Raw genomic sequence first — 25746 nt, forward strand, 5'->3', positions numbered from 1 at the left:
CACCCGGATACAAACGCGCCACGGACGCCCCGAAAGGCGCATCGGACAAGGCTCTCGCGCGCTGCCCATGTGTCTGTGGACTCTGGCGTGCGTGCTACCATTGTTCGCTAATGTCTATTCATCCATCCCGTCATTCGATCGAGCATCAATGAATTCCGAGACGCATTCAACGACACCGCCCGCGAGCATCACCATCGCTTCGCGGGAAAGCCGGCTTGCGATGTGGCAGGCCGAGCATGTGCGGTGTGCGCTGCACAAATTATATCCATCTTGTGACGTAAAAATCCTCGGAATGACGACGCGTGGCGATCAGATTCTGGATCGCACGTTGTCGAAGGTCGGCGGCAAGGGTCTCTTCGTGAAAGAACTCGAAGCCGCGCTCGCCGATGGCCGCGCCGATCTCGCCGTGCATTCGCTGAAAGACGTGCCGATGGAACTGCCCGAAGGCTTCGCGCTCGGCGCCATTCTGGAGCGTGAAGATCCGCGCGACGCCTTCGTGTCGCCGCACTACGAAGCGCTGGAAGCGTTGCCTGCGGGAAGCATCGTCGGGACGTCGAGCCTGCGCCGCGAAGCGATGATCCGCGCGCGCTTTCCCGCGCTCGAAGTGCGTCCGCTGCGCGGCAATCTCGACACGCGTCTTGCCAAGCTCGATCGCGGCGAATACGCGGCGATCATCCTCGCGGCCGCCGGACTGAAGCGGCTCGGTCTCGAAGCGCGCATCCGTGCGCTGCTCGATCCGTCGGAGAGCCTGCCGGCTGCGGGGCAGGGCGCGCTCGGCATCGAGATGCGCGCGGATCGCGCCGATCTCGCCGCGTGGCTCGCGCCGTTGCACGACGAGCACACCGCGCTCGCGGTCGAGGCGGAACGCGCGGTGTCGCGTGCGCTCGGCGGCAGTTGCGAAGTGCCGCTCGCGGCGCATGCCGTGTGGCGCGACGGCGCGCTGCATCTGCGCGGCGCGGTGGCGATGCCCGACGGCAAGCGTGTGCTGCGCGCCGAAGAAGCCGTGCGTTCGCCCGATCTCGCCGGTGCGCTCGCGCTCGGCAAGCGCGTGTCGTCGGATCTCGAAGCACAGGGCGCAATGGATATCGTCAACGCGCTCACCACGATGAGCCGCGCCGACGCCCCCAACGCCGCGCCCTCGGGGCCGAAGTCCTGATGGCGAGCGAGCGCCGCGCCACCGTCATCGTCACGCGTCCGGGCGGACAGTCGTCCGCGTTGCTCGCGCTCCTCGCAAGCGCCGGCTTCGACACGCTGGAATTCCCGCTGATCGATATCGCGCCCGTCGCCGACGATGCACCGCTGCGCGCCGCGCTCGACGAGCTCTTTCTGCCGCCCGACGCGCCTGGGCGTTATGCGCTCGTCGTGTTCGTGTCGCCGAATGCGATCGATCATGCGTTCGGCCGGCTCGGCGCGCCGTGGCCCGCCGATCTCCCCGTCGCGGTCGTCGGTCCGGGATCGGTCGCGGCGCTCGCGCGGCAGGGCGTGCACGCGCCCGCGCATCGCGTGATCAGTCCATCGACGGAAGATGCCGATCCCCGCTTCGACTCGGAAGCGCTCTACACCGCGATCGAAGCGCATTTCGGCACGAACGGTCTCGAAGACAAGCGCGTGCTGATCGTGCGCGGCGACGGCGGCCGCGAATGGCTCGCCGAACGGCTGGCCGAGGCGGGCGCGCGGGTCGAGAAAGCCGCCGCGTATCGACGTGTGCTGCCCGAGCCGTCGATGCAAAAGTGGGAGCGCATCCACGAACTGCTCGCGGGAAAGCCGCACGCGTGGCTGCTGACGAGTTCCGAAGGCGTGCGCAATCTCGACGAGCTCGCGCACGAGCACCTCACCGCCGACGAAATCGTGCTGCTCAAACGCACGCCGGTCGTCTGCCCGCACCCGCGCATCGCCGAAGCCGCGCGGGGAGCGGGTTTTGATAGGATTACGGTGTCCGGCGCGGGCGACGAACGCATCGCACACTCGCTGGAAGCGCTGTTTCCGTCCGACACCGCCGCAGCAGCCGCGCAGGCGGAGCCACAACGCAACACACGCGATCCGGAGGCCCACGCATACGCGAGCGCTGCGGCGAGCGCATCGAGCTCGAACCATTCCTCATCCGCGCCGACGGACGCCCATCCGGCCACCGCGCCGGCCCACCAAACGGCTCAATCACGCATGACTGATTCGAACGATTCCAAAAAAGCTTCACCTCAGCCGAACGTGACACCGCCCTTGCCGCCGAACACGCCTTTCACGCCTTTCGAGCAGCAGAAGCGCCGCGGCGGCGCGGGCATCGTGTTGTTGTGGTTCGTCATCGTCATTCTGGCGGTGGCGGCGGGCGCGGGCGCGTTCGTCCTGAACCGCAAGTTCGACCGCGCCGACGCGCAACTGTCGCAACGCCTCGCCCAGTCGGACGAGCAGAACGCCGATCTGCGCGCAAAAGCCGATCAGGCCGCGAGCGCGACCACCGCGCTCAATACGCAGATCATCCAGTTGCAAGGCAAGCTCACCGATGCCGAAACGCACAGTCAGGCGTTGCAGCAGCAATATCAGGATCTCGCGAGCAATCGCGACGACTGGACCATCGCCGAAGTCGAGCAGATTCTGTCGAGCGCGAGCCAGCAACTGCAACTGACCGGCAACGTGCAGCTCGCGCTCTTCGCGCTGCAAAGCGCCGACACGCGGCTTGCCGCGAGCACCGGTCCGCAGGTCGTCGCGATCCGCAAGGCGATCGCGCAGGACATCGACAAGCTGAAGGCCACGCCCACCACCGATCTCACCGGTCTCGCGATCAAGCTCGACACCGCCATCGACCAGATCGACCAGTTGCCGCTGTCGGGCGAAGCGCCCATCGCACGCGCCCGCGCGCAGACGGCCGAGCCGGCCAACAGCGCGTCGATCGCCGCGGCGACCGGCGAGCCGCGCTGGAAGGTGCTGTGGCATCAGATCACGAACGGCATCGGCCAGCAGTTGTCGAGCCTCGTGTCGGTGCGGCGCATCGATAACGCCGACGCAATGCTCACGTCGCCCGATCAGGGTTATTTCGTGCGCGAGAACGTGAAGCTGCGTTTGCTGTCCGCGCGTCTGTCGCTCCTGTCGCGCAGTGAGCCGACGCTCAAGTCCGATCTGCACGCCGCCGATGCCGCGCTCGCGCGCTACTTCGATGCATCGTCCAGGAAGGTGCAGGCCGTGCGCGATCTCGTGAAGCAGGTCGATCAGGCGTCGCTCGCCGTCGCCGTGCCGAACCTGAACGCCAGCCTCGCCGCCGTCCATCAGTTCAAGCGAGGCGGATGATGACGATTCGTGGACTGATCTGGCTCGCGCTGCTGTTCGCGGTAGCGGTGATCGTCGCAACGGTCGGCGGTTTCAACGGCGGGCAGATTCTGCTCGTGATTCCGCCGTATCGGGTCGACATGTCGCTCAACCTGTTCGCGGTGGCGCTCGTCGTGCTGTTCATCGTGCTCTACGCGGTCATTCGCGCGGTGCGCGGCGTGTGGAAGATGCCGTCGCGCGTCGCCGCGTATCGCACGCGTAGCAAGCTCGCGAAGGCGAATGCGTCGCTGCGCGATGCGGTCGGGCACCTCTACGCCGGACGCTTCTCGAAGGCCGAGAAGGCCGCGCGCGATGCGCTCTCGGTCGACGCCAACAAGGGCGCGGCCGGGCTCATCGGCGCAAACGCGGCGCATCGCCTGCACGAATACGCGCGCCGCGACGAATGGCTCGCGCAGGTTTCCGGCACTGACTGGCAGGACGCGCGCCTGATGGCGACCGCCGACATGCGCGCCGATGGCCGCGATGCCGACGGCGCGCTCGTCGCGCTCACTGAAATGCAGGCGCAGGGCGGCCGGCGCATCCACGCGCAGCAGATCGCGCTGCGTGCGCAGCAGCAGTTGAAGAACTGGGGCGAAGTGCTGAAGCTCGTGCGCATGCTGGAAAAACGCGAGGCGCTGCATCCGGCGGTCGCGGTGCGGCTGCGTCAGGTGGCAGCGGAAAACCTGCTGCGCGACCGGCGTCACAATCCCGACGCGCTGCTCGAACTGTGGCAGTCGCTTTCGACGACCGAGCGCCAGTCGCCGCGTCTTGCCGATCTCGCCGCGGAGCTGTTGATCGCGCTCGATCGCCGCGCGGAGGCGAAGAAGATCGTCGAGGATGCGCTCGCGCACAACTGGGACGCGCGGCTCTTGCGACGCTATCCGGATTGCATCGTCGGCGGCGACGCGTTCCCGCTGATCCAGCGCGCCGAAGCGTGGCAGAAGGAACGCACCGAAGACGCCGATCTGCTCTTCACGCTCGGGCGGCTGTGTCTGCATCAGCAGTTGTGGGGCAAGGCGCAGGCGTTCCTCGAATCGGCGCTGAAACTCGCCGACAACGAACCGCTCAAGATCCGCACGCATCGCGCGCTCGCGCGTCTGCACGAGCAACTGGGCGACACCGAAAAGGCCGCGGAGCATTATCGTGCGAGCGCGCTGGCGATGAACGTCGTCTGATCCGCGAATCGTCGAACATCCGCAAAAAGCCGCATGAGAGAAACTTTCATGCGGCTTTCTGTTTTTTGTCCACGGGAATGGCGTTTGACGTTGTCTGTACGTTAGCGCACGACGGCGACGCGCCCGACGTGGTCTAGTTTGCTTCCACCAATTCGAAGAACAGGGAGGCGAACGTGAAACGAGGGTTACACAAGCTCGTCGGCCTGGCGCTCGTCGTTCTTCTGTCATGGCCCGATACATCGCATTACTTCGCGCAGGGGGTCATCACGAGCGCACCGTGGACCGGAACGTGGTCGGCCGCGCCTGACGTCACGGCGGATCCCGGCTTCAACAACCAGACGATTCGCCACGTCGTGCATACGAGCATCGGCGGCACGGCGGCGCGCCTGACGTTTTCCAATCTGTTCGGCTCGCAGCCGGTCACGCTCGGCGACGTGCATATCGCGCGGCGGGCGAGCGGGGCGCGGACGATCGCCGGCACCGATCGCGCCGCGACCTTCAACGGCCAGCCCTACGTGACGATTCCGGCGGGCGGCACGGTGCAGACCGACGCCGTCCCGTTTCAGGTGCCGGCACTCGCCGATATCGCCGTGAGCTTCCATATTCCGTCGCAGACGCAGCCGGGGGCGACCGGCCATATCGAGGGCCTGCAGGACAACTGGATCGCGCCGGGCGACGTCAGCGCGGACCCGGCGTTCGCGGGCGGCGTCGTGAACGCGGCGGGCGAGCAGTCGTACTATTTCCTCACCAATGTCGATGTGATGAACGCCGCGGCGACGGGCGCGGTGGTCACGTTCGGCGCGTCGATCACGGACGGGTTTTCATCGACGCCCAACACGAACCGGCGCTGGCCGAACCGGCTCGCGGAGCGGCTGATCCGCTCGGGCATGACGGTCGGCGTGCTGAATCAGGGCATCAGCGGAAACGATTTCTTCACGGACGGGTCGGGCCAGGCCGGACTGAAGCGCTTCGCCCGCGACGTGCTCGGGCAGCCCAACGTGAAGTGGGTCATCGTCTCCGACGATGCGGTGAACAATCTCATCAGCGGCAATCCGCCGAGCGCGCAGCAGCTCATCGGCGCGTATCAGCAACTGGTCCAGCAAACGAGCGCCGCGAAAGTGGGCCTGATCTGTTCGACGCTCACGCCTTTTCAGGGCCTGGACGAGTGGACGCCCGAAATCGAGAACACGCGTCAGACGGTGAATGCCTACCTGCGCACCAAGGAAAGTGGCTGCGACGCCGTGCTCGATCAGGCCGCGGCGCTGGGCAATCCGTTGGGTTCGACCGATTCCACCGCGTACGCGCGTGCCTACAACAGCGGCGACGATCTGCATCCGGACGATGCCGGCATGTTGGCGATCGCCAATGCCGTCGCTCTGTCCTGGTTCGCCGCGCTGCCGCCGGTCAACGCACCGACGGCGTGCGGACGTATCGCGATGGGCGAGGGCTTCGGCGTCGGCGGATCGGTCGCGGCGTGCGGCGCAAGTGTGCAAGTGAACTTGCAGGGCGACGGTTATCTCGTCGCGGTGAGGAATGGCCAGACGATCTGGTCATCGCGCGTGAGCGGCACGCCGGGCGTCGAAGTCCGCATGCTGGAGGACGGCAATCTGGTGATGTACGACAGCAACGGCGCGATGGTCTGGCAGACGCACACGTCGGGCAATCCGGGTGCCTATGCGAATATCCTTCCGAACGGATATCTCGTCATATTCTCGGCGCGCGGCACGGCGCTGTGGTCGAGCGAGGGATGAGAAAAGCGTGCGGGCCGCGCGCGATGTGCGGCCCGAAAAGCGGTCAGTACGTGGGAACCGACGGATCGACCTGACGCGACCATGCATCGATGCCGCCGTACAGGTTGAACGTCTTCGTGAAGCCGCGCGATTCGAGGAACATCGCGACCTGCGCGCTGCGCGCGCCGTGATGGCAGATGCAGACGATCTGCGCTTCGTCGTCGAGTTCTTCGCTGCGCGCGGGAATATCGCGCATCGGAATCGTCACGATGTTATCCATCTTCGCCGTCTGGATTTCCCACGGCTCGCGCACGTCGAGCAGAACGGGAGCGGGGCGCGAGGCATCCGCGAGCCACGCGGCGAGTTCGGGTGCGGTGAGGTTTTGCATGGAGATCCTGGCAAGACGCGCGAGGCCGGGCACAACCGGCATCGCGCTTTCGGCTTAGAACTTGAACAGCGACGGATGCACCGCGTTCTGCAGCGGCGCGACGAGCGTTTCGAACACGTCCGACACGCGGAACTGCTTTTCGTCGACGCGCGTGATGATCTGCGCCTTCATGACCGGCGCCGCGCCGACGAACGCCGCGATGCGTCCGCCAATCTTCAGTTGCTCGAGAAATTCCTGCGGCATGACCGGCAGCCCGCCCGACACGCAGATCACGTCGTAAGGCGCGCCCTGATCCCAGCCGAGCGCACCGTCGCCGGTGATCACGTCCACGTTCGTTACGCCGTTCGCGGCGAGGTTCTGCTTCGCGAAACCGGCGAGTTCGGGCGAGATTTCGACCGTCGTCACGCTGCGCCCGCGATGCGCGAGCAGCGCCGCCATGTAGCCCGAGCCGGTGCCGATTTCCAGCACGGTCTCGCCCTTGTGAACCGCGAGCTCCTGCAGGATGCGCGCCTCGACCTTGGGCGAGAGCATGCGCTCGCCGCCGGGCAGCGGAACTTCGAGGTCCGCGAAAGCGATGTTGCGGTACGCGGCGGGAACGAAGTTCTCGCGCTTGACGATCGCAAGCAGGTTCAGCACGTCCTGGTCCAGCACTTCCCACGGACGAATCTGTTGCTCGATCATGTTGAAACGCGCTTGCTCGATGTTCATGTTCTATGTGCGTGATGGCGACCGGAGCGGGCTGCATCGCGGCCGGATGCGGGGCTTGAAAACTATGCGATTGTAGCAAATGGACGCGTTTTCCCGCCCGTTTCGCGCGCGTGCCGGCGACGGACCTAGTGCGGCAGACGGATATCGAACTTGAAGGTGATGAGCCGCGCGATCAGGATGAACGCCGTCGAAATCAGCACGTTGTAGATCGTGTCGACGTCGAGCCGCTCCAGCCCGAGATAGATCCAGCAGCCGGCGAACGCGCACACCGCGTAGGGGCGCGAGTCGCGCAGGATCAGCGGAATTTCGTTGCAGAGCACGTCGCGCAGCACGCCGCCGAACACGCCGGTGATGACGCCCATCATCGTCGCGGTGAAGGCGGGCATCTGCGCATCGAGCGCGATCGAGGTGCCGGACACGCTGAAAAGGCCGAGCCCGATCGCATCGGTGATGAGCAGCGCGCGCTGGTCGAAAAGCCGCGACGTGACGCGCAGGAAGATGGGCGCGAAAATCGCCATCGCGAAGATGAGCAGCACGTAATCCTGATGCTCGACCCAATAGAACGGCCGGCGCGACAGCAGCACGTCGCGCACCGTGCCGCCGCCGAACGCGGTGACGAGCGCGACGAGAAACGCGCCGACCGCGTCGAGCCTGCGCTTGCGCGCTTCGATGAGCCCGGAGAAGGCGTACGCGAATATCGCGAGCGCCTCCATGATGGTGATGGCGAGGGTGAGCCTAGGATGCACTGTCCGGCCCCGGATCGTGATTCCTGCCGAGGCTCTTGTCCTGCGGATGGTTGTGATGGCGCGCCGCGCCGCCCGGCTGCAGCAGCACGAGCACCGCGCCCGCGCCGCCGTCGTGCGGGCGCGCCTGACAAAACGCGATCACTTCCGACTTCTGCACGAGCCACGCGCGCACCTTGCCCTTGAGCACGGGCTCCTTGCCGATGGAGCCGAGCCCCTTGCCGTGAATCACGCGCAGACACCGCAGCCCGCGCTTCACCGATTCGCGGATGAACTCCGCGAGCGCCTCGCGCGCTTCTTCGCGGCGCATGCCGTGCAGATCGAGCTGCGCCTGCACGATCCACGCGCCGCGCCTGAGCTTTCTCACGACTTCCTGGCTGATGCCGGGCCGCTGGAAGGACAGCGTTTCGTCGATGTCGAGCAGGCTTTCGGGATCGTATTCGTCGGAGAGCGCTTCCTGCAGCACGGCCTCTTCGTCGCGACGGCTTTGCAGCGGCACCGGCGGAGGCGGCACGCGCGTGATGGTCGAGCGCGGCGGCGTTTTGAGCGGTTCGACTTCGCCGATCGCGCGACGGAACTCGTCGGCATCGACGACGGCTTCGCGTTCGGCGCGCGCCGCCGCGACGCGTTGCACTTCGCGCTTCTCGGCGTCGGCTTTCAGTGCGCGCTTGAGCGTCGAAAGGCCCGACAGCCCGTCGCGCTTCACGGCGGCGGCGACGTCGCGCGCATCGACTGGCACGGCTGGCGCGGGCGTGGCCGGTCGCGCCGCTTCTCTGCGCCGGACTTTCGGTTCGTTCGGGTGAGGGAGATTCTTCGGCATCGTTCGGCCAGCGGAAATCGACAGGAATCAGGCTCGACGCGAGGCGCGCCTCGAATCGAAAACGGGCCGACGGCGTGAACCGTGGCCCGTTTTTATCGCGAGTCAGCGCTATCGGACGCGCCAGAAGCGGACGAACTCCATTCTAGCGGTTCGCCGCGCTCGGCCGCGCCCGGATGGACGTCCGATCAGCGATCCGCTTCGTGGCTCATCGAATGCGGGGTCGGCGTTTCGTCGATGGTCTCGAGATAGCGCTGCGCATCCAGCGCGGCCATGCAGCCCGTGCCCGCGCTCGTGATCGCCTGGCGATACACGTGATCCTGCACGTCGCCCGCCGCGAACACGCCGGGGATGCTCGTCGCGGTGGCGTCGCCGGTGGTGCCGCCCTTGGTGATGATGTAGCCGTTCTTCATCTCCAACTGGTTGACGAAGAGATCGGTGTTCGGCTTGTGGCCGATCGCGACGAACACGCCCTGCAGCGCGATATCCGTGGTCTTGCCCGACTGCGTATCCTTGATGCGCAGGCCGGTGACGCCGGAATTGTCGCCGGTGACTTCGTCGAGCACGTGATTCCACTTGATATCGACAATGCCTTCCTTCTCCTTCGCGAGCAGGCGGTCGATGAGGATAGGCTCGGCGCGGAACTTGTCGCGGCGATGCACGACCGTCACTTTCTTCGCGATGCCCGCGAGATAGATCGCTTCCTCGACGGCCGTATTGCCGCCGCCGATCACCGCGACTTCACCGTTGCGATAGAAGAAGCCGTCGCAGGTGGCGCAGGCCGACACGCCCTTGCCCATGAACGCTTCTTCCGACGGCACGCCGAGATATTGCGCCGATGCGCCCGTCGCGATGACGAGCGAATCGCAGGTGTACTCGCCCGAATCGCCGATCAGCCGGAAGGGGCGCTCGTTGAGCTTCGCGGTGTGGATGTGATCGAACACGATCTCGGTGTTGAAGCGGCGCGCGTGCTCTTCGAAACGCTGCATCAGTTCCGGGCCCTGCACGCCCGACGGGTCCGCCGGCCAGTTCTCGACGTCGGTGGTGGTCATCAGCTGGCCGCCTTGCGCGAGGCCGGTGATGAGCAGCGGCGACAGGTTCGCGCGCGCGGCGTACACGGCGGCGGAGTAGCCGGCGGGGCCGGAACCGAGAATCAGCACTTTGGCGTGTTTGGGCGAAGACATGATGATGGTCCGTTATTGATGGTCGGCTCGGAAGTACGCGTGGCCTGCAATGCAGCGATATCGACGCTGCTCGTGGCCGGAGAATGCGCGCGACGCTCCCGATGATCCAAATTTAGGTGCAAAAAGGGGATTATAAAGGCCGCTGGAAAAGCCTTCCCGAGTGAACCTTTCAATCGGTTTGATAGCCGTGGATAGCGAGGACCGCCGCATGATTTGCTCGTGACGAGTGTTACAGGTTGCAAGAACGCGTCCGTTTTGCGCCTTTCACCGCAATGCAGCGTTTACAATAGGCCACCGTTCCATGCGGTCCTTGCGTAGAGGCGTGAGCCGCAAAAAAGCGACACAAAGCGACACCGAATCAATGGCCAAAGCTACCTATTCCGCGAGCCCGCAGGCGTTGCCGCACCGCATGTCGCGGCTCTTCACCGAAATTCGCTGGATTCTCCAGGTCGCGCTCGGACTGTTCCTCGTGATGGCGCTCCTTTCGTACAGCCGCAAGGATCCGAGCTGGACCCATGCGGTGAGCGTCGATCGCATCGGGAACTGGGCGGGGCGCGTCGGCGCGTACACGTCCGATATCCTGCTGCTCGTCTTCGGGCTGTCTTCCTACTGGCTGGTCGTGCTGCTAGCGCGGCGCATCGTCGCGAATTACCGGCGTCTCATTCAGCACACGACGCAGCCGCCCGCCGTCGATGAAGACGCGCCGCGCGATCGCACCTGGCTCGCCGAAGCGTTCGCGTTCGTGCTCGTGCTGCTCGCGAGCGACGGCATCGAGGCGCTGCGCATGTGGTCGCTCAAGGTGCAGTTGCCGCGTGCGCCGGGCGGCGTCGTCGGCGATGTCGTCGCGCGGCATGTTTCGCATGCGCTCGGCTTCACGGGCGCGACCCTGTTCTTTTTGATCGCGCTCGCGATCGGCCTGTCGCTCTATTTCCGTTTCTCGTGGCTGTCCGTGTGCGAGAAGCTCGGCGACGGCATTCTCAACGCGATCACCGGCGCGCAACTGCGCCGCGAAGCGGGACGCGACCGCAAGCTCGGCGAAGCGGCCGCGGTCAAGCGCGAAGACAAGGTCGTGCGTTCGCGCGAGAAGAGCGAGGATCACGAACCGGTGATGATCGTGCCCGCGGCGCCCGCGCCCGCGCGCTCCGAACGCGCCGAGAAGGAAAAGCAGGTGCCGCTCTTCAAGGACCTGCCGGGCGATTCCACGTTGCCGCCGCTCGCCTTGCTCGATGCGCCGCCGAAGGTCCAGGAAACCATCGCCGCCGATACGCTCGAATACACGTCGCGGCTCATCGAAAAGAAGCTGAAGGACTTCGGCGTCGAGGTGAGCGTGATCGCCGCGTATCCGGGGCCGGTCGTCACGCGCTATGAAATCGAGCCGGCGACGGGCGTGAAGGGCAGCCAGATCGTCGGTCTCGGTAAGGATCTCGCGCGCTCGCTGTCGCTCGTGTCGATTCGCGTCGTCGAGACGATTCCGGGCAAGAACTACATGGCGCTCGAATTGCCGAACCAGCGCCGTCAGACGGTCAAGCTCTCCGAGATTCTCGGCTCCGAGGTCTATGCGAACGGCGCGTCGCCGCTGACGATGGGTCTCGGCAAGGACATCGGCGGCAATCCGGTCTGCGCGGATCTCGCGAAGATGCCGCACTTGCTGGTCGCGGGCACGACGGGCTCGGGCAAGTCGGTCGGCATCAACGCGATGATCCTTTCGCTGCTCTACAAGGCGAGCGCGGATCAGGTGCGCCTGATCCTCATCGACCCGAAGATGCTCGAAATGAGCGTCTACGAAGGCATTCCTCATTTGCTGTGTCCGGTCGTGACGGACATGCGCCAGGCCGGCCATGCGCTCAACTGGGCGGTCGCCGAGATGGAGCGCCGCTACAAGCTGATGAGCAAGATGGGCGTGCGCAATCTCGCGAGCTTCAACACGAAGATCGATGAAGCGAAGAAGCGCGACGAAAAGATTCCGAACCCGTTCAGCCTCACACCCGACGATCCCGAGCCGCTCACGCGCCTGCCGAATATCGTCGTGGTGATCGACGAGCTCGCCGACCTGATGATGGTCGTCGGCAAGAAGGTCGAAGAGCTGATCGCGCGGATCGCGCAGAAGGCGCGCGCGGCGGGCATCCATTTGATCCTCGCGACGCAGCGGCCTTCGGTCGACGTGATCACCGGCCTCATCAAGGCGAACGTGCCGACGCGCATGGCGTTCCAGGTGTCGTCGAAGATCGATTCGCGCACGATTCTCGACCAGCAGGGCGCCGAATCGCTGCTCGGCATGGGCGACATGCTCTATCTGCCGCCGGGCTCCGGGCTGCCCGTGCGCGTGCACGGCGCGTTCGTGTCGGACGAGGAAGTGCATCGCGTGGTCGACAAACTGAAGGAGCACGGCGAGCCGAACTATATCGAGGGCATTCTCGAAGGCGGCCTCGCCGGCGACGGCGACGAAGGCTCGGCGGGCGCGGGCGGAACCGGCGGCGCCGACGGCGAGTCCGATCCTTTATACGATCAGGCGGTCGAGGTCGTGATCAAGAACCGGCGCGCGTCGATCTCGCTCGTGCAGCGGCATTTGCGCATCGGCTACAACCGCGCGGCGCGTCTGCTCGAACAGATGGAAAACTCGGGGCTCGTGTCGGCGATGTCGTCGAACGGCAACCGCGAAATCCTGACGCCGGCGCGCGACGCGGAGTGACGCGCACGTCCAAATGGAGAACATAACGATGAAGCAATTTACGGGGAACCCGCTCACCAAGGCATTCGGTGCGGCGATCTTTTCGGCGACGATGCTGTTTGCATCGCACGCATTCGCGAGCGGCACGGAGCAATTGAAGGCGTTCGTGTCGCAAGTCCACGCGGCGCGCGGCGACTTCACCCAGCAGGAAATCAAGGCGCCCGGCAAGACCAACAACGGCGCGACCTCGAACGCCATGCCGACCAAAGGCCAGACCTCCAGCGGTACCTTCATGTTCGCGCGGCCGGGCAAGTTCATCTGGTCGTATCAGAAGCCGTACGCGCAGATCCTCCAGGCCGACGGCGACAAGCTCTACGTCTACGACAAAGACCTGAATCAGGTCACCGTGCGCACGCTCGGCGGCGCGCTCGGCGCGAGTCCGGCGGCGATCCTCTTCGGCAGCAACGATCTGGAGAAGAACTTCAACCTGCGCGATGCGGGCGAGAAGGGCGGCATCGACTGGCTGGAACTCACGCCCAAGGCGAAGGACACGCAGTTCGAGACGGTCGGCATCGGCTTCAGGGACGGCAATCTGCAAGCGATGGAACTGCACGACGTGTTCGGCAACGTCACGCTGCTCACGTTCTCGAATATCCAGAAGAACCCGCCGATCAAGGGCGATACCTTCAAGTTCACCGTGCCGAAGGGCGCGGACGTGATCAACGGCTGATCCGAAAAGGGCGCGACGAAAGCGCCCTTTTTCATTCGATGGCCGCGTGCGCCGCGGCCATGTCTTCGAGAAACGCCTCCACTATTTCCCGCTTCGCGCCCCGCGCGCCGCTCACGCGTTCCGCGCGCGTGACCATCTGAAACGCGACGCGATAGCGCATCGCCTGCGGATTGAGCGCCGCGAGCACGCCGTCTTTCACATAAGGCGCGGCGAAGTGCTCGGGCAGATAACCGAGATGCCGGCCCGATAGCACGAGCATCGCGACGGCCTCCATGTTGTCCGCCACCGCGCCGATATTGCGCGGCGTGAGCTCGCCGGCCTCGGGCAGCGGATAGCTGCGCCACGCCCAGTCGTGCTCGAATGCCTGCGCGATGCCTACTTCGCCTGCACGCGCGAACAACGGATGCTCGCGTCCACAGTACGCGAGCTGATCTTCCGCGAAGATTTCGGTGTATTCGAGCGACGGCACGCGATGCCAGAAGTAGCCGATCGCCATCTGGATGCGCCCCGACAGCAGCATCTCCTCAAGCTCGCCCGGCGAGCGCACCAGCACCGCGAAGCGCACGGATTCGTCGCGCTGCCGGAAACGCGCGATCGCCTGACTGACGCGCGCGTTCGCGCTGACGGGCGTATTGCCGATCATCCCGAGCGTGAGCGAGCCGACGAGCTTCTTGCCGACATTGCGCGCGGTCGAATCGAACGTGTCGATGGCGGCGAGCAGCGTCCGGCACGCCTCGACGAACTGCTCGCCGCGCGAAGTCAGCGCGAAGCCGCCGCGCCCGCGTTCGCAGAGCCGGTAGCCGAGGCGCGTTTCGAGCGTCGCGAGCTGTGTGCTGATGGTCGATTGCCCGACATTCAGCGTCGCCTGCGCGGACGAAACGCCGCCCGCATCGGCGATGGCGAGGAACACGCGGATGAGGCGCAGATCGAGATCGGAAAGGTGAGTGAACATGGGCGCCGCCGATACATCGAAAAATATCGATGTTAAGTTAATTTTATCGCCATTTTATTTTTATCCAGAACTCGCTATTAATTGTCAGATGTCAACGCGAACCCATCTGACGCCATGAATACATCCTCACTTTTCGCCCCCGCCGAACACTTCGATTCGCACTTCGTCGAACAGCGCGCCGAGCGTCCGCAGCCGTTGTCGGGCAACCAGATGCCGCGTTGCGGCGGCATCACGACGATGATGCGCCTGCCGCATGTCCAGTCGGCCGAAGGGCTCGATGCGTGTTTCGTCGGCGTGCCGTTCGATCTCGGCACGTCGAATCGCACGGGCGCACGCTTCGGTCCGCGTCAGGTGCGCAGCGAATCCGTGCTGCTGCGCCCGTACAACATGGCGACGCGCGCCGCGCCTTTCGATTCGCTGCGCGTCGCGGATATCGGCGATGTCGCGATCAATCCGTACAACCTGCTCGATTCGATCGACCGCATCGAGCGCGCGTACCACGAAATCCTGAAGCACGGCTGCAAGCCGCTCACGCTCGGCGGCGATCACACCATCGCGCTGCCGATCCTGCGCGCGATCCACGCGAAGCACGGCAAGGTCGGGCTGATTCATATCGACGCCCACGCGGACGTCAACGACACGATGTTCGGCGAAAAGATCGCGCACGGCACGCCGTTTCGGCGCGCGGTGGAAGAGGGCCTGCTCGATTGCTCGCGCGTCGTGCAGATCGGACTGCGCGGCACGGGTTACGAAGCCGGCGATTTCGACTGGTGCCGCGAGCAGGGTTTCCGCGTCGTGCAGACGGAAGAGTGCTGGAACAAATCGCTCGCGCCGCTGATGGACGAAGTGCGCGCGCAAATGGGCGACGGCCCCGTCTACATCACGTTCGATATCGACGGCATCGATCCCGCATTCGCGCCCGGCACCGGCACGCCGGAAATCGCCGGACTGACCGTGCCGCAGGCGCTCGAAATCGTGCGCGGCGCGCGTGGGCTGAATATCGTCGGCGCGGATCTGGTGGAAGTCGCGCCGCCCTATGACCCGTTCGGCACCACGGCGCTCCTGGGCGCGAACCTCGCGTTCGAACTGCTGTGCGTGCTGCCGGGCGTCGAGTACCGCGCAGCAAAGTAAGACTCGCATCAAGACCAAAGCAATAACGGAGACATCGTTTCATGACAGCAGCAAAAAACGCGTCACGCGCGCAACCGAAGCGCGCGGCGCTCGCCTCGTTCATCGGCACCACGATCGAGTGGTACGACTTCTATAGCTATGCAACCGCCGCGGCCATCGTGTTCGGCCCGCTGTTCTTTCCCGGCGAAAGCCGCCTGCTGAGCCTGCTCGCGTCGTTCGGCACGTTCGCGATCGGCTTCTTCGCGCGGCCGCTCGGCGGCGTGCTGTTCGGTCATATCGGCGATCGCGTCGGGCGCAAACGCTCGCTGATGCTCACGCTGATGCTGATGGCGGTATCGACGGTCGCGATCGGCTGTCTGCCGACTTTCGATAAGGCAGGCGCGATCGCGCCGGTGCTGCTGGTCGTGCTGCGCCTGCTGCAAGGCGTCGCGGTCGGCGGCGAGTGGGGCGGCGCGGTGCTGCTCGCGGGCGAACACGCGCCCGAAGGCAAGCGCACGTTTTTCGCGTCGTTCGCGCAACTCGGCAGCGCGAGCGGCCTGATCCTCTCGATTCTCGCGTTCGGCGTCGCGAGCAAGCTGCCCAACGCGGACTTCATGTCGTGGGGCTGGCGCGTGCCGTTCCTCGCGAGCATCGTGTTGCTGATCGTGGGCTTCGTGATCCGCGCGGGCGTCGACGAATCGCCGGAATTCGAGGCGCTCAAGGAAGAGCGCGAACTCGCCGAGCATCCGCTGAAGGAGACGATGAAGCAATGGCGGCTCGTGCTCGTCGTGCTGGGCGCGAACGTGTACGGCATCGCGGGCGTGTACTTCAGCAACATCTTCATGATCACGTATGCGACGCAGTATCTGTCGCTCGATCGTTCGATGGTGCTCGACGCGATGTTCTATGTCGCCGTGCTGCAGTTCTTCGTGCAACTGGGCGCGGCGTTCGTCGCGCAGCGCTTCGGCACCGCGCGCGTGCTGACGATGGCGGCCGTGTGGGCGATCGTCGTGCCGTTCATCATGCTGCCGCTCGTGCGGATGGGCACGCTCGGTTCGGTGACGCTCGGCGTCGGGCTCGCGACGATCGCCGAGTCGGGCTATTACGCGGTGATCGCGGGCTTCGTCACCGGCATGTTCGCGGCGCGCATCCGCTATACGGCGATCTCGCTCGCGTATCAGGTGTGCGGCGCGCTCGCGGGCGGCCTCACGCCGCTCTTCGCGACGATGCTCGCCGAACGCTATTCGCCGAGCTGGGTGCCGATGGCGCTGTTCTATTCGACCTTCGCGCTGCTCTCGCTCGTCTGCGTGCGATGGCTTGCGCGTCGCGAGGCGGCGGGCGATTTCGAGGAGCGCGGCGAGACGCGCGCTTCGGTGCCGCAGGGCTTGAGTTCTGCAAGCTGATGTGAAAAAGCCGCCAGAAATGGCGGCTTTTTCGTTGAGCGATCACGCGTAGGCGCGTCGCCGTCCCGACAGAAGCAGCAGATAGCACACCGCGCCGAGCGCGAGCGCGGGCAGCGTCGCGCCGAGATTCGGCAGCCATTGATTGATCGCGTGATACGCCGCGATCCCGATGCCCCACGCGATGAACGCGCTCACATGCCAGCCGCCGGAAAAGCCGTAACGCCCGTCGATGGACCCGAGCGCGGCCGTGTCGATGCGGCGTTTGCGCACGATGAAGTGATCGGCCAGCACGACGCCGAAGAGCGGCGCGAACACCGAGCCGATCAGCAACAGGAAGTTTTGATACTTGCCCATTTCCACGACGAGCGCGACGAGCGTGCACAGCGCGCCGAACGCGCACGAGAGCATCGGCACGCCGGCGCGCGCCCAGAACGTGCCCGTCGATACGGCGGCGGAGTGGATATCGGCGAAGGCGTTGTCGATTTCATCGATCAGAATGAGGAACAGCGCGATGCCGCCGCCGGCCTGCGCGAGCGCGGTGGTGAGGAGCGCATCGCCGCCGCCGGCCGCGAGTCCGTAGATCGCGCCGAGCGCATAGAACCACAGATTCGCGATGCCATAGCCGAGCAGCGTGCCGCGAAACGCGCCGCCCGCGCTCTTGCCGAAGCGCGTGTAATCGGCGATGAGCGGCAGCCACGACAGCGGCATCGCGACGACGAGGTCGATACCCGCGCCGAACGCCAGCTCGCCCGTGCCGGGACGCGCCAGCAGCGCGGCGAGATCGTGCTTCGCGAGCAGATTCCAGGTGAGCCAGCCCGCGCCGCCGAGCAGCAGCCAGATGCCCCAGGTGCGCAAAAAGCGCCGCACGAAGGAGAGCGGGCCGCTGATCGCGAGCAGCGTCGCGAGCGCGCCGAAGATGAGCGTCCAGACGAGCGGCATCGAAAGATGAAAGGATTGCTTCGCGAGCGCATCGGCGGAATCGCGCATCACGATGATCTCGAATGAGCCCCAGCCGACGAGCTGGATCGCGTTGAGCACCGCCGGCACCGACGCGCCGCGCACGCCGAGCGTCGGGCGCAGCGAGGACATCGCCGCGAGCCCCGTATCCGTGCCGACGACGCCCGCCAGCGCGAGCAGCACGACGCCGATCGCCGTGCCGATGGCGATCGCCATCAGCGCGTGCGGCAGCGACAATCCCGGCACGAGCAGCGCGCCCGCCTGCGCGACCAAAAGCCCGATGCCGAGCGAGAACCACAGCGCGAAGGCATCGCTCGTGCCGAAGGCGCGCCGCTCGGGCGGCACCGGCGTAAGCGGCGCGTAGGTCGAAGTCTCGCCGTGCGCCGCGGCGTTCGTGGTGTGCTCTTGCCCCATCGGATTGCGTCCTTGTCGTGTGAAAGCGAGGTTTGCGGGCGCGTGGCCCGCTTCCTGCGAGACCGCCGCTGTCAGGCTGTCATAATGACCCGATTCCGCGGCCGCGCCGCGCCTTCCTGAAGGGCGAGATTATCGCCGCGATCCACCCAACCGCGTCAACCTGCATCGCACAGCACATGTTCGAAGAAAACCGTGGCAACGTTCCGCTCGCGGAGCGCCTGCGCCCCCGCACCATCGACGACGTGATCGGCCAGAAACATCTGCTCGGTCCAAACAAGCCGTTGCGCGTCGCGTTCGAATCGGGCGAGGCGCATTCGATGATTCTCTGGGGTCCGCCCGGCGTCGGCAAGACCACGCTCGCGCGCCTCATGGCCGATGCGTTCCACGCGCAGTTCATCTCGCTCTCGGCGGTGCTTTCGGGCGTGAAGGATATCCGCGAGGCGGTGGAGACCGCGCAGATCCATCGCGCGAACGGGCATCAGACGCTCGTGTTCGTCGACGAAGTGCATCGCTTCAACAAGAGTCAGCAGGACGCGTTCTTGCCGCACGTGGAGTCGGGTTTGTTCGTGTTCGTCGGCGCGACGACGGAGAATCCGTCGTTCGAGGTGAACAGCGCGCTCCTGTCGCGGGCGGCAGTCTACGTGCTGAAAAGCCTCGACGCCGACGAACTGAAGGAACTGCTCGAACGCGCGTCGAAGGAACTCGGCGGGCTGACGTTCACCGACGAAGCCCGCGACGCGCTGATCGGTTCCGCCGACGGCGATGGCCGCAAACTGCTGAACAACCTGGAGATCGTCGCGCGCGCGGCGGCGCAGCAAAAGCAGACCGATGTCGACGGTGCGTTGCTGGGCAGTGCGCTCGCGGAGAATCTGCGCCGTTTCGACAAGGGCGGCGACGCGTTTTACGACCAGATCAGCGCGCTGCACAAATCTGTGCGCGGCAGCAATCCGGACGCAGCGCTCTACTGGTTCTGCCGCATGCTCGACGGCGGCGCGGACCCGCGCTATATGGCGCGGCGCATCGTGCGCATGGCGTGGGAGGACATCGGGCTGGCCGATCCGCGCGCCGCGCGCATCACGCTCGATGCGGCCGAAACGTACGAGCGCCTCGGATCGCCGGAAGGCGAACTCGCGCTCGCGCAGGCGCTCATCTATCTGGCGGTCGCGCCGAAATCGAACGCGGGCTACAACGCGTACAACGAGGCGCGCCGCTTCGTCGGCAAGGACCAGTCGCGCGGCGTGCCGGTGCATCTGCGCAACGCGCCGACCAAGCTGATGAAGGAACTCGGCTACGGACACGAATACCGCTACGCGCACGACGAGCCCGACGCCTATGCGGCCGGCGAAACCTATCTGCCGGACGGCATGCGCGATCCGTACTGGTATCAGCCGACGCCGCGCGGACTCGAAGGCAAGATCGGCGAAAAGCTCGCGCGTCTCGCGGAACTCGACGAAGCCTGGCGGCGCGAACATCGCGACGACAAGAAGCGATGAAAACCACGGCGTTCGTTTCGCGCGCGGGCAAACCGCGTTTCGCCGATCGCACCGGCGCGCAATGACCGTGCGCTAAAATCGGTGTTTCCGATTACTTAACAAAGCTGCCCCCCCGCCATGCTCGACATCCAAACCCTCCGCAAAGACCTGGACGGCGTCGCGAAGCGCCTCGCCGATCGAGGCTACACGCTCGACGTCGCCGCCTTCGCCGCGCTCGAAGCCGAGCGCCGCGAGATCCAGACCCGCACCGAAGAACTGCAGGCGCGCCGCAACAGCCTGTCGAAACAGATCGGCGCGATGAAGGGCCGCGGCGAGGACACGTCCGCGGTGATGGCGGAAGTGGGCGGCATCGGCGACACGATGAAGGAATCGGCGGCGAAGCTGGACGATATCCAGAAGCGTCTGTCGGACCTGATGCTGACCGTGCCGAATCTGCCGCACGAGAGCGTGCCGGTCGGCAACGACGAGACGCAGAACGTCGAAGTGCGGCGCTGGGGCGCGCCGCGTTCGTTCGACTTCGAGGTCAAGGATCACGTCGATGTCGGCGCGCCGCTCGGTCTCGATTTCGAAACGGGCGCGAAGCTCTCGGGCGCGCGTTTCACGTTGCTGCGCGGGCCGATTGCCCGGCTGCATCGCGCGCTCGCGCAGTTCATGATCGACACGCACACGGAGCAGCACGGCTATACGGAGGCGTACACGCCGTATATCGTGAATCCGGAGATTCTGTACGGCACGGGCCAGTTGCCCAAGTTCGCCGATGACATGTTCCGCGTCGAGAAGGGCGGCGACGAAAGCACGGTCACGCAGTACCTCATCTCGACATCCGAGATCTCGCTGACGAACACGGTGCGCGACAGCATTCTCGAAGCCAGCGCGCTGCCGGTGAAGCTCACCGCGCATTCGCCGTGCTTCCGTTCGGAAGCGGGCTCGTACGGGCGCGATACGCGCGGCCTGATTCGCCAGCATCAGTTCGACAAGGTCGAGATGGTGCAGATCGTGTCGCCGGAGCATTCCTATGCCGCGCTCGACGAGATGGTCGGGCAGGCGGAGACGATTCTCCAGAAGCTGGAACTGCCGTATCGCGTGATTACGCTGTGCACGGGCGATATGGGTTTCTCGGCGGCGAAAACGTTCGATCTCGAAGTGTGGCTGCCGGCGCAAAACACGTATCGCGAGATTTCGAGCTGCTCGAATACCGAGGCCTTCCAGGCGCGTCGGATGCAGGCGCGTTTCCGCAATGCGCAGGGCAAGCCGGAGTTCGTGCACACGCTGAACGGTTCGGGGCTGGCGGTCGGGCGCACGCTCGTCGCGGTGCTGGAGAACTTCCAGAACGCGGACGGCTCGGTGACGATTCCGGCGGTACTGCGACCGTACATGCGCGGCGCCGAAAGAATCGAAGTTTCGGCAGCAGTGTGACGTTTATTTCCAAAAAGAGGCTTGGAAAGCGCGAAAGAGTTCGATATACTTTCGTTCTTCGTTGAGCAACGACCGGTTCACGAAGACCCGAAAGGGTAGACGGAGAGGTGGCAGAGTGGTCGAATGTACCTGACTCGAAATCAGGCGTACGGTTTTCCCGTACCGTGGGTTCGAATCCCACCCTCTCCGCCAAGACACTAAAACCCCGCAAGTCGTGAGACTTGCGGGGTTTTGCTTTTGGGTCTTCGCATGACGCTCCGCTTCGTCGAGCGGAGCGTTGCCTCAGGTCGTACAACGTGCGATATCGAATCGCAGTTCCGGTTCCGGCACGCCGCCATCGTCGCTGGAAGACTGCTGCACCTTCACGATCGATCCATAAGCCGAAGGCGTCAGCGTCACAAGCCATGCATTCGACCCGACCAGCAACTCCGTCGTCCCCTGATCGCGCCGCGTTTGCGCGGAGGGAATCATGCGTTGCAGACAACTCGATATATCCGACGCGGCCCGCGCCGACGAAACGTGAATCACGGGCTTCGACGCGCGCAATTCGGGATCGCTCGTCGAACTACAGGCGGCGAGGGCGGCGACGCCCGACAACACAGCGCAAATCAGCGTAAATCGATACACGTTCATAACACTCCGGCAGGTTCGAAATCGGGCCACTAAAACACAAACGCGCGGTCATCACAAGGGCGAAAAACGATCGCGCCGTATCCCGAAAAAGCACGCCCGAAGCTTCGAAATGCAATGCCCGTGCGGCTTTCCAAGCGGCTGCCCTGCGCGGGAGTGCTATCATCGGGCCCATTGTCCTCGCGCGCCGACCGCTTCGAACACCGGCGAAAACGCGTGCGCGAGGCGGCACGAACCCATCGCATTGCTCAATGGCCATCACGCTCAAGACACCCGCCGACATCGAAAAGTTGCGCATCTCCGGCCGCATGGCCGCCGAAGTCCTCGCGATGATCGGTGAACACGTCCGCCCGGGCGTCACCACCGACGAACTCGACGCCATCTGCAATCGCTTCATCGTCGACGAACTGAAGGCCATTCCCGCCAACGTCGGCTACATGGGCTTTCCGAAGACAGTCTGCACCTCGGTGAATCACGTCGTGTGTCACGGCATTCCCGGGCCGAAAGAACTGAAGGACGGCGACATCATCAACATCGATGTCGCGATCATCAAGGACGGCTACTACGGCGACACGAGCCGTATGTACTACGCCGGCACGCCGAGCGCCGAAGCGCGCCGCCTCACGGAAACGACCTACGAGGCGATGGTTGCCGGCATGCGCGAAGTGCGCCCGGGCGCGACGCTCGGCGATATCGGCGCGGCGATCCAGGGCGTCGCGCATCGCGAAGGCTTCTCGGTGGTGCGCGAGTATTGCGGCCACGGCATCGGCCGCGTGTATCACGAGGATCCGCAAGTGCTGCACTACGGCCAGCGCGGCGCGGGCCTGCGTCTGAAGCCGGGTCTCGTCTTCACCATCGAACCGATGATCAACGCGGGACGCGCCGCCACCCAGCAGTCGCGCGACGGCTGGACCGTCACGACGAAAGATCGCTCGCTGTCCGCGCAATGGGAGCACATGGTCGCCGTCACCGAAGACGGCTTCGAAGTGCTGACGCCGTGGCCGGACGGCACGGGAAGCTATGCGGCGCCATGAGCGCGCGTTCGCCTTGTCGTGTGCGCTGTAAAGCACTTTCCCGGATTTAGGAATTGACGGGTACGCCCGTTCGGTTGAAGCTATGTTTATGGCCCGAGCGCCGGACCGGCCAACAGAGCCGCACGCGCATGAGCCCGAGAGCCAGAGAGAAATAGCCCGCATGAGTCCCTCATTGACCGTCAGCCGGATCGCCGCGCACCAAGGACCGGTTCTGCGCGAGCTTCGCACGGCAGCGCTGCGCGAAGCGCCTTACGCATTCGGCGAAACGCTCGAAGATACGCTGCTCGTCGATCCTTCGTCGTTCGGCGACACCGCGGCGCTGCACGCGAGCGCGCCCCGGCTCGCGACGTTTCTGCTCTACACGGAAGGTCATCCCTGCGGTCTCGTGCACGCGTATATCGAAGAAGCGCAGAGCGCGCGGGCGTTCGTGAGCGCGTTGTGGGTCGCGCCGGCCGTGCGGCATCTGCGCGGCGGCGAACTGCTCGTGAACGTCGCATCGCAATGGCTCGCCCAGCAGGGCGCAGCCGAAGTGCATGCGTGGATCTCGGAAGTGAACCGCTCCGCCGTGCGCTTCTACGAGCATCTCGGTTTCGGCCCCACCGGCGATCGTCGCGCCATGCCGTCGCACGAAGAAGAAGCCGAGTCGCTCTTCGTGCGGCACATGTACGCCGGACAGCACGTCTAACATACGTTAGTCTGGGCCGCGTCGCCCGCTTCTCGCGTGCCCGTCGTGCGCACGCGCGGCCCACATTTCGCGTATTCGATAGCCGAAATCCATCCTAAAAATTATGGCCGTGTGCGGCAACGCCTGTAAAATACGCAAAATTTTTGGCCGTTCCTATGTCGCTCAACAAAACGCCCTTCTTCGAACTGCGCAGCGGCTCCGTCGACACGCTTCTCTTCGTCGTCAAGACTCCCGACCTCGATGCCCTGCGTACCGAACTCACGCGGCGCTTCGAAGCAACTCCCGAATTCTTCGCAGGCGATGTCGTCGCAATCGACGTGCGCCGCCTCGCTGATTCCACGAAGGGCGGCGAGGGCGAACGCGTGTCGCTCGCGGAGCTCGAAACGCTGCTGAAGAGCGTGCGCATGCGTCCGATCGGCGTCGTCGCGCTGCCCGCGCAGACATGGGCGATTCGATGGGCGAACGAAGGCGGCCTGCCGATTCTCGAAGCGCGCGACCGGCGCGGCGCGCCGAAGCCGTCCGTGGACGAGGCGAAGCCGAACACCGAAGCCGCCGCCGTGATCGAGGCGGCCGTCGCGAAGGAACCGGCGCCCGCGGCGCTGCCCGCGCTCGCGACCATCATCGACCGGCCGCTGCGCTCGGGCCAGCAGGTCTATGCGAAGGGCGATCTCATCGTGCTCGGGCTCGTGTCGTACGGAGCCGAGGTGATCGCGGAAGGCAATATCCATATCTATGCGCCGTTGCGGGGCCGCGCGCTCGCGGGCGTGCACGGCAATCTCGACGCGCGAATCTTCTGCACCTGTCTCGAGCCGGAACTCATCTCCATCGCGGGTATCTATCGGACGACCGAGAACCCGCTGCCGGCCGACGTGCTCAGCAAGCCGGTGCAGATCTGGCTGAACGAAGAAAAACTCATGATCGAACCGCTGCGGCTGACCTGACGGGTCGGATCGACTCGCGCGCCCGATGCCCTGGCGCGCGCCCGAAAGCAACGCGAGCGGACCTATTGACGAACACAAGGTACTTGTATGGCAAAAATCATTGTGGTGACTTCGGGGAAGGGCGGCGTCGGCAAGACGACCACCAGCGCGAGCTTCGCATCGGCGCTCGCATTGCGCGGCCACAAGACGGCCGTGATCGACTTCGACGTCGGTCTGCGCAATCTCGACCTCATCATGGGTTGCGAACGCCGCGTGGTGTACGACCTGATCAACGTCATTCAGGGCGAAGCCAATCTGCATCAGGCGCTCATCAAGGACAAGAAGTGCGAGAACCTCTATATCCTGCCGGCCTCGCAGACGCGCGATAAAGACGCGCTCACGCTCGAAGGCGTCGAGAAGGTCATCAACGAACTGATCAAGATGGATTTCGAGTACATCGTCTGCGATTCGCCGGCGGGCATCGAATCCGGCGCGCTGATGGCGATGCATTTCGCCGATGAAGCGCTCATCGTGACGAATCCGGAAGTGTCCTCCGTGCGCGACTCGGACCGCATTCTCGGCATCCTGTCGTCGAAAACCAAGCGCGCGATCGAAGGCAAGGATCCCGTGAAGGAACATCTGCTCATCACGCGTTACAACCCGAAGCGTGTGAGCGAGGGCGAAATGCTGTCGCTCTCCGACATCCAGGAAATCCTGCGTATCGAACTGATCGGAGTGATTCCGGAGTCGGAAGCGGTGCTGCATGCATCGAACCAGGGCTTGCCGGCCGTGCATCTGGATGGCACGGATGTCGCCGAATCGTACAAGGACGTGGTGTCGCGCTTCCTCGGGGAAGAAACGGCGCTGCGCTTCACCGACTATCACAAGCCCGGTCTGCTGCAACGCATCTTCGGCACCAAGTAAGGGGACGCAATGTCGATTCTTTCGTTTTTGCTGGGCGAGAAAAGAAAGTCCGCTTCGGTCGCGAAGGAACGCTTGCAGTTGATCATTGCGCACGAGCGCGCGGGTGGCAAAGCCGCCGCCGATTACCTGCCGGCGTTGCAACGGGAACTCGTTGCCGTGATTTCAAAGTACGTGAAGATTTCCGATGACGATATTCGAGTGAGCCTCGAACGTCAGGACGACCTCGAAGTGCTGGAAGTGAAGATCGAGATTCCGCAGGCGTAACGCGTAGCGCCTGCGTGTGCGGCATCGCGTCGGCTCTGGCCGCGCGATCGCCGTGCGAAAAATGCGAAGCCAGGATCGAGCGATCCTGGCTTTTTTCTTTGCGC

23 protein-coding genes and 1 tRNA gene are annotated in these 25746 nt (G+C 64.9%); 16 read left to right on the forward strand and 8 right to left on the reverse strand.

Features of this window, described 5'->3' with window-relative positions; all coding sequences use genetic code 11:
- Positions 1-148: 148 nt before the first annotated feature.
- The 4 genes from hemC (at position 149) to QCE73_RS03485 (ending at position 6223) form a co-directional block, all read left to right on the forward strand.
- Positions 149-1156 (forward strand): hydroxymethylbilane synthase, encoded by a 1008-nt coding sequence (gene hemC, locus QCE73_RS03470; protein WP_309879783.1) that lies wholly within the window; start codon positions 149-151, stop codon positions 1154-1156.
- Entirely contained in the window at positions 1156-3279 is a 2124-nt protein-coding gene (gene hemDX / locus QCE73_RS03475; RefSeq protein WP_309879784.1) for a fused uroporphyrinogen-III synthase HemD/membrane protein HemX, read from the forward strand. Before hemC ends, hemDX begins: the two co-directional genes overlap by 1 nt.
- A complete protein-coding gene (locus QCE73_RS03480) occupies positions 3279-4472 on the forward strand; it encodes a heme biosynthesis protein HemY (protein WP_309881898.1) in 1194 nt (397 codons plus the stop codon). The genes hemDX and QCE73_RS03480 overlap by 1 nt, the downstream gene beginning before the upstream one ends.
- Positions 4473-4645: 173 nt before the next feature.
- Complete coding sequence (locus QCE73_RS03485; RefSeq protein ID WP_309879785.1) at positions 4646-6223, forward strand: GDSL-type esterase/lipase family protein; 1578 nt, start codon at positions 4646-4648, stop codon at positions 6221-6223.
- A gap of 43 nt (positions 6224-6266) precedes the next feature.
- Here the strand turns inward: QCE73_RS03485 and QCE73_RS03490 are convergent, their stop codons facing one another.
- The 5 genes from QCE73_RS03490 to trxB form a co-directional block, all read right to left on the reverse strand.
- On the reverse strand, positions 6267-6590 hold the full coding sequence (locus tag QCE73_RS03490; protein ID WP_035505448.1) for a rhodanese-like domain-containing protein: 324 nt from the start codon (positions 6588-6590) through the stop codon (positions 6267-6269).
- A 54-nt stretch (positions 6591-6644) separates the two neighbouring features.
- Entirely contained in the window at positions 6645-7298 is a 654-nt protein-coding gene (locus QCE73_RS03495; RefSeq protein WP_309879789.1) for a protein-L-isoaspartate O-methyltransferase, read from the reverse strand.
- Between the two features lie 125 nt (positions 7299-7423).
- On the reverse strand, positions 7424-8011 hold the full coding sequence (locus tag QCE73_RS03500) for a trimeric intracellular cation channel family protein (protein WP_187607386.1): 588 nt from the start codon (positions 8009-8011) through the stop codon (positions 7424-7426).
- Between the two features lie 22 nt (positions 8012-8033).
- Positions 8034-8861, reverse strand: coding sequence for a Smr/MutS family protein (locus QCE73_RS03505; protein ID WP_309879791.1), 828 nt, complete (start codon positions 8859-8861; stop codon positions 8034-8036).
- Between the two features lie 185 nt (positions 8862-9046).
- On the reverse strand, positions 9047-10042 hold the full coding sequence (gene trxB, locus QCE73_RS03510) for a thioredoxin-disulfide reductase (protein WP_035505263.1): 996 nt from the start codon (positions 10040-10042) through the stop codon (positions 9047-9049).
- 361 nt (positions 10043-10403) lie between these two features.
- Here trxB and QCE73_RS03515 point away from each other — a divergent pair, with 361 nt between their 5' ends.
- Positions 10404-12731 carry a DNA translocase FtsK 4TM domain-containing protein gene (locus QCE73_RS03515; protein ID WP_309879793.1) on the forward strand — a complete coding sequence of 776 codons (2328 nt, stop codon included), beginning with the start codon at positions 10404-10406 and terminating at the stop codon, positions 12729-12731.
- 28 nt (positions 12732-12759) lie between these two features.
- Positions 12760-13440, forward strand: a complete 681-nt coding sequence (lolA, locus tag QCE73_RS03520) for an outer membrane lipoprotein chaperone LolA (RefSeq protein WP_309879795.1) — start codon at positions 12760-12762, stop codon at positions 13438-13440.
- A 31-nt stretch (positions 13441-13471) separates the two neighbouring features.
- On the opposite strand, the gene QCE73_RS03525 is transcribed toward lolA, so the two are convergent.
- A complete protein-coding gene (locus tag QCE73_RS03525; RefSeq protein ID WP_309879797.1) occupies positions 13472-14392 on the reverse strand; it encodes a LysR family transcriptional regulator in 921 nt (306 codons plus the stop codon).
- 114 nt (positions 14393-14506) lie between these two features.
- On the opposite strand from QCE73_RS03525, the gene speB reads away from it, so the two are divergent.
- Together speB and QCE73_RS03535 are read left to right on the forward strand one after the other, a co-directional pair.
- On the forward strand, positions 14507-15523 hold the full coding sequence (speB, locus tag QCE73_RS03530; protein ID WP_309879798.1) for an agmatinase: 1017 nt from the start codon (positions 14507-14509) through the stop codon (positions 15521-15523).
- Between the two features lie 41 nt (positions 15524-15564).
- On the forward strand, positions 15565-16905 hold the full coding sequence (locus tag QCE73_RS03535) for an MFS transporter (RefSeq protein ID WP_309879799.1): 1341 nt from the start codon (positions 15565-15567) through the stop codon (positions 16903-16905).
- Between the two features lie 42 nt (positions 16906-16947).
- Here QCE73_RS03535 and cytX read toward each other — a convergent pair whose 3' ends face one another.
- Positions 16948-18276, reverse strand: a complete 1329-nt coding sequence (gene cytX / locus QCE73_RS03540) for a putative hydroxymethylpyrimidine transporter CytX (protein WP_035505274.1) — start codon at positions 18274-18276, stop codon at positions 16948-16950.
- 176 nt (positions 18277-18452) lie between these two features.
- Here cytX and QCE73_RS03545 point away from each other — a divergent pair, with 176 nt between their 5' ends.
- The 3 genes from QCE73_RS03545 (at position 18453) to QCE73_RS03555 (ending at position 21377) form a co-directional block, all read left to right on the forward strand.
- Positions 18453-19769, forward strand: a complete 1317-nt coding sequence (locus QCE73_RS03545; RefSeq protein WP_035505277.1) for a replication-associated recombination protein A — start codon at positions 18453-18455, stop codon at positions 19767-19769.
- Between the two features lie 117 nt (positions 19770-19886).
- Positions 19887-21185, forward strand: a complete 1299-nt coding sequence (gene serS / locus QCE73_RS03550) for a serine--tRNA ligase (RefSeq protein WP_309879802.1) — start codon at positions 19887-19889, stop codon at positions 21183-21185.
- 101 nt (positions 21186-21286) lie between these two features.
- Positions 21287-21377, forward strand: a tRNA-Ser gene (locus QCE73_RS03555).
- A gap of 90 nt (positions 21378-21467) precedes the next feature.
- Here the strand turns inward: QCE73_RS03555 and QCE73_RS03560 are convergent.
- A complete protein-coding gene (locus QCE73_RS03560; RefSeq protein WP_238288215.1) occupies positions 21468-21818 on the reverse strand; it encodes a hypothetical protein in 351 nt (116 codons plus the stop codon).
- A 248-nt stretch (positions 21819-22066) separates the two neighbouring features.
- Here QCE73_RS03560 and map point away from each other — a divergent pair, with 248 nt between their 5' ends.
- The 5 genes from map to minE all read left to right on the forward strand — a co-directional run bounded on the left by map (position 22067) and on the right by minE (position 25642).
- Positions 22067-22849, forward strand: a complete 783-nt coding sequence (gene map / locus QCE73_RS03565) for a type I methionyl aminopeptidase (protein ID WP_309879805.1) — start codon at positions 22067-22069, stop codon at positions 22847-22849.
- A gap of 160 nt (positions 22850-23009) precedes the next feature.
- Entirely contained in the window at positions 23010-23534 is a 525-nt protein-coding gene (locus QCE73_RS03570) for a GNAT family N-acetyltransferase (RefSeq protein ID WP_309879807.1), read from the forward strand.
- Between the two features lie 155 nt (positions 23535-23689).
- Positions 23690-24475 (forward strand): septum site-determining protein MinC, encoded by a 786-nt coding sequence (gene minC / locus QCE73_RS03575; protein ID WP_309879809.1) that lies wholly within the window; start codon positions 23690-23692, stop codon positions 24473-24475.
- Positions 24476-24562: 87 nt separating this feature from the next.
- On the forward strand, positions 24563-25378 hold the full coding sequence (minD, locus tag QCE73_RS03580) for a septum site-determining protein MinD (protein WP_187607244.1): 816 nt from the start codon (positions 24563-24565) through the stop codon (positions 25376-25378).
- A gap of 9 nt (positions 25379-25387) precedes the next feature.
- Positions 25388-25642, forward strand: a complete 255-nt coding sequence (minE, locus tag QCE73_RS03585) for a cell division topological specificity factor MinE (RefSeq protein WP_006999197.1) — start codon at positions 25388-25390, stop codon at positions 25640-25642.
- Positions 25643-25746: the final 104 nt, after the last annotated feature.

The organism is Caballeronia sp. LZ029 (assembly GCF_031451275.1).
Classification (GTDB): domain Bacteria; phylum Pseudomonadota; class Gammaproteobacteria; order Burkholderiales; family Burkholderiaceae; genus Caballeronia; species Caballeronia jiangsuensis.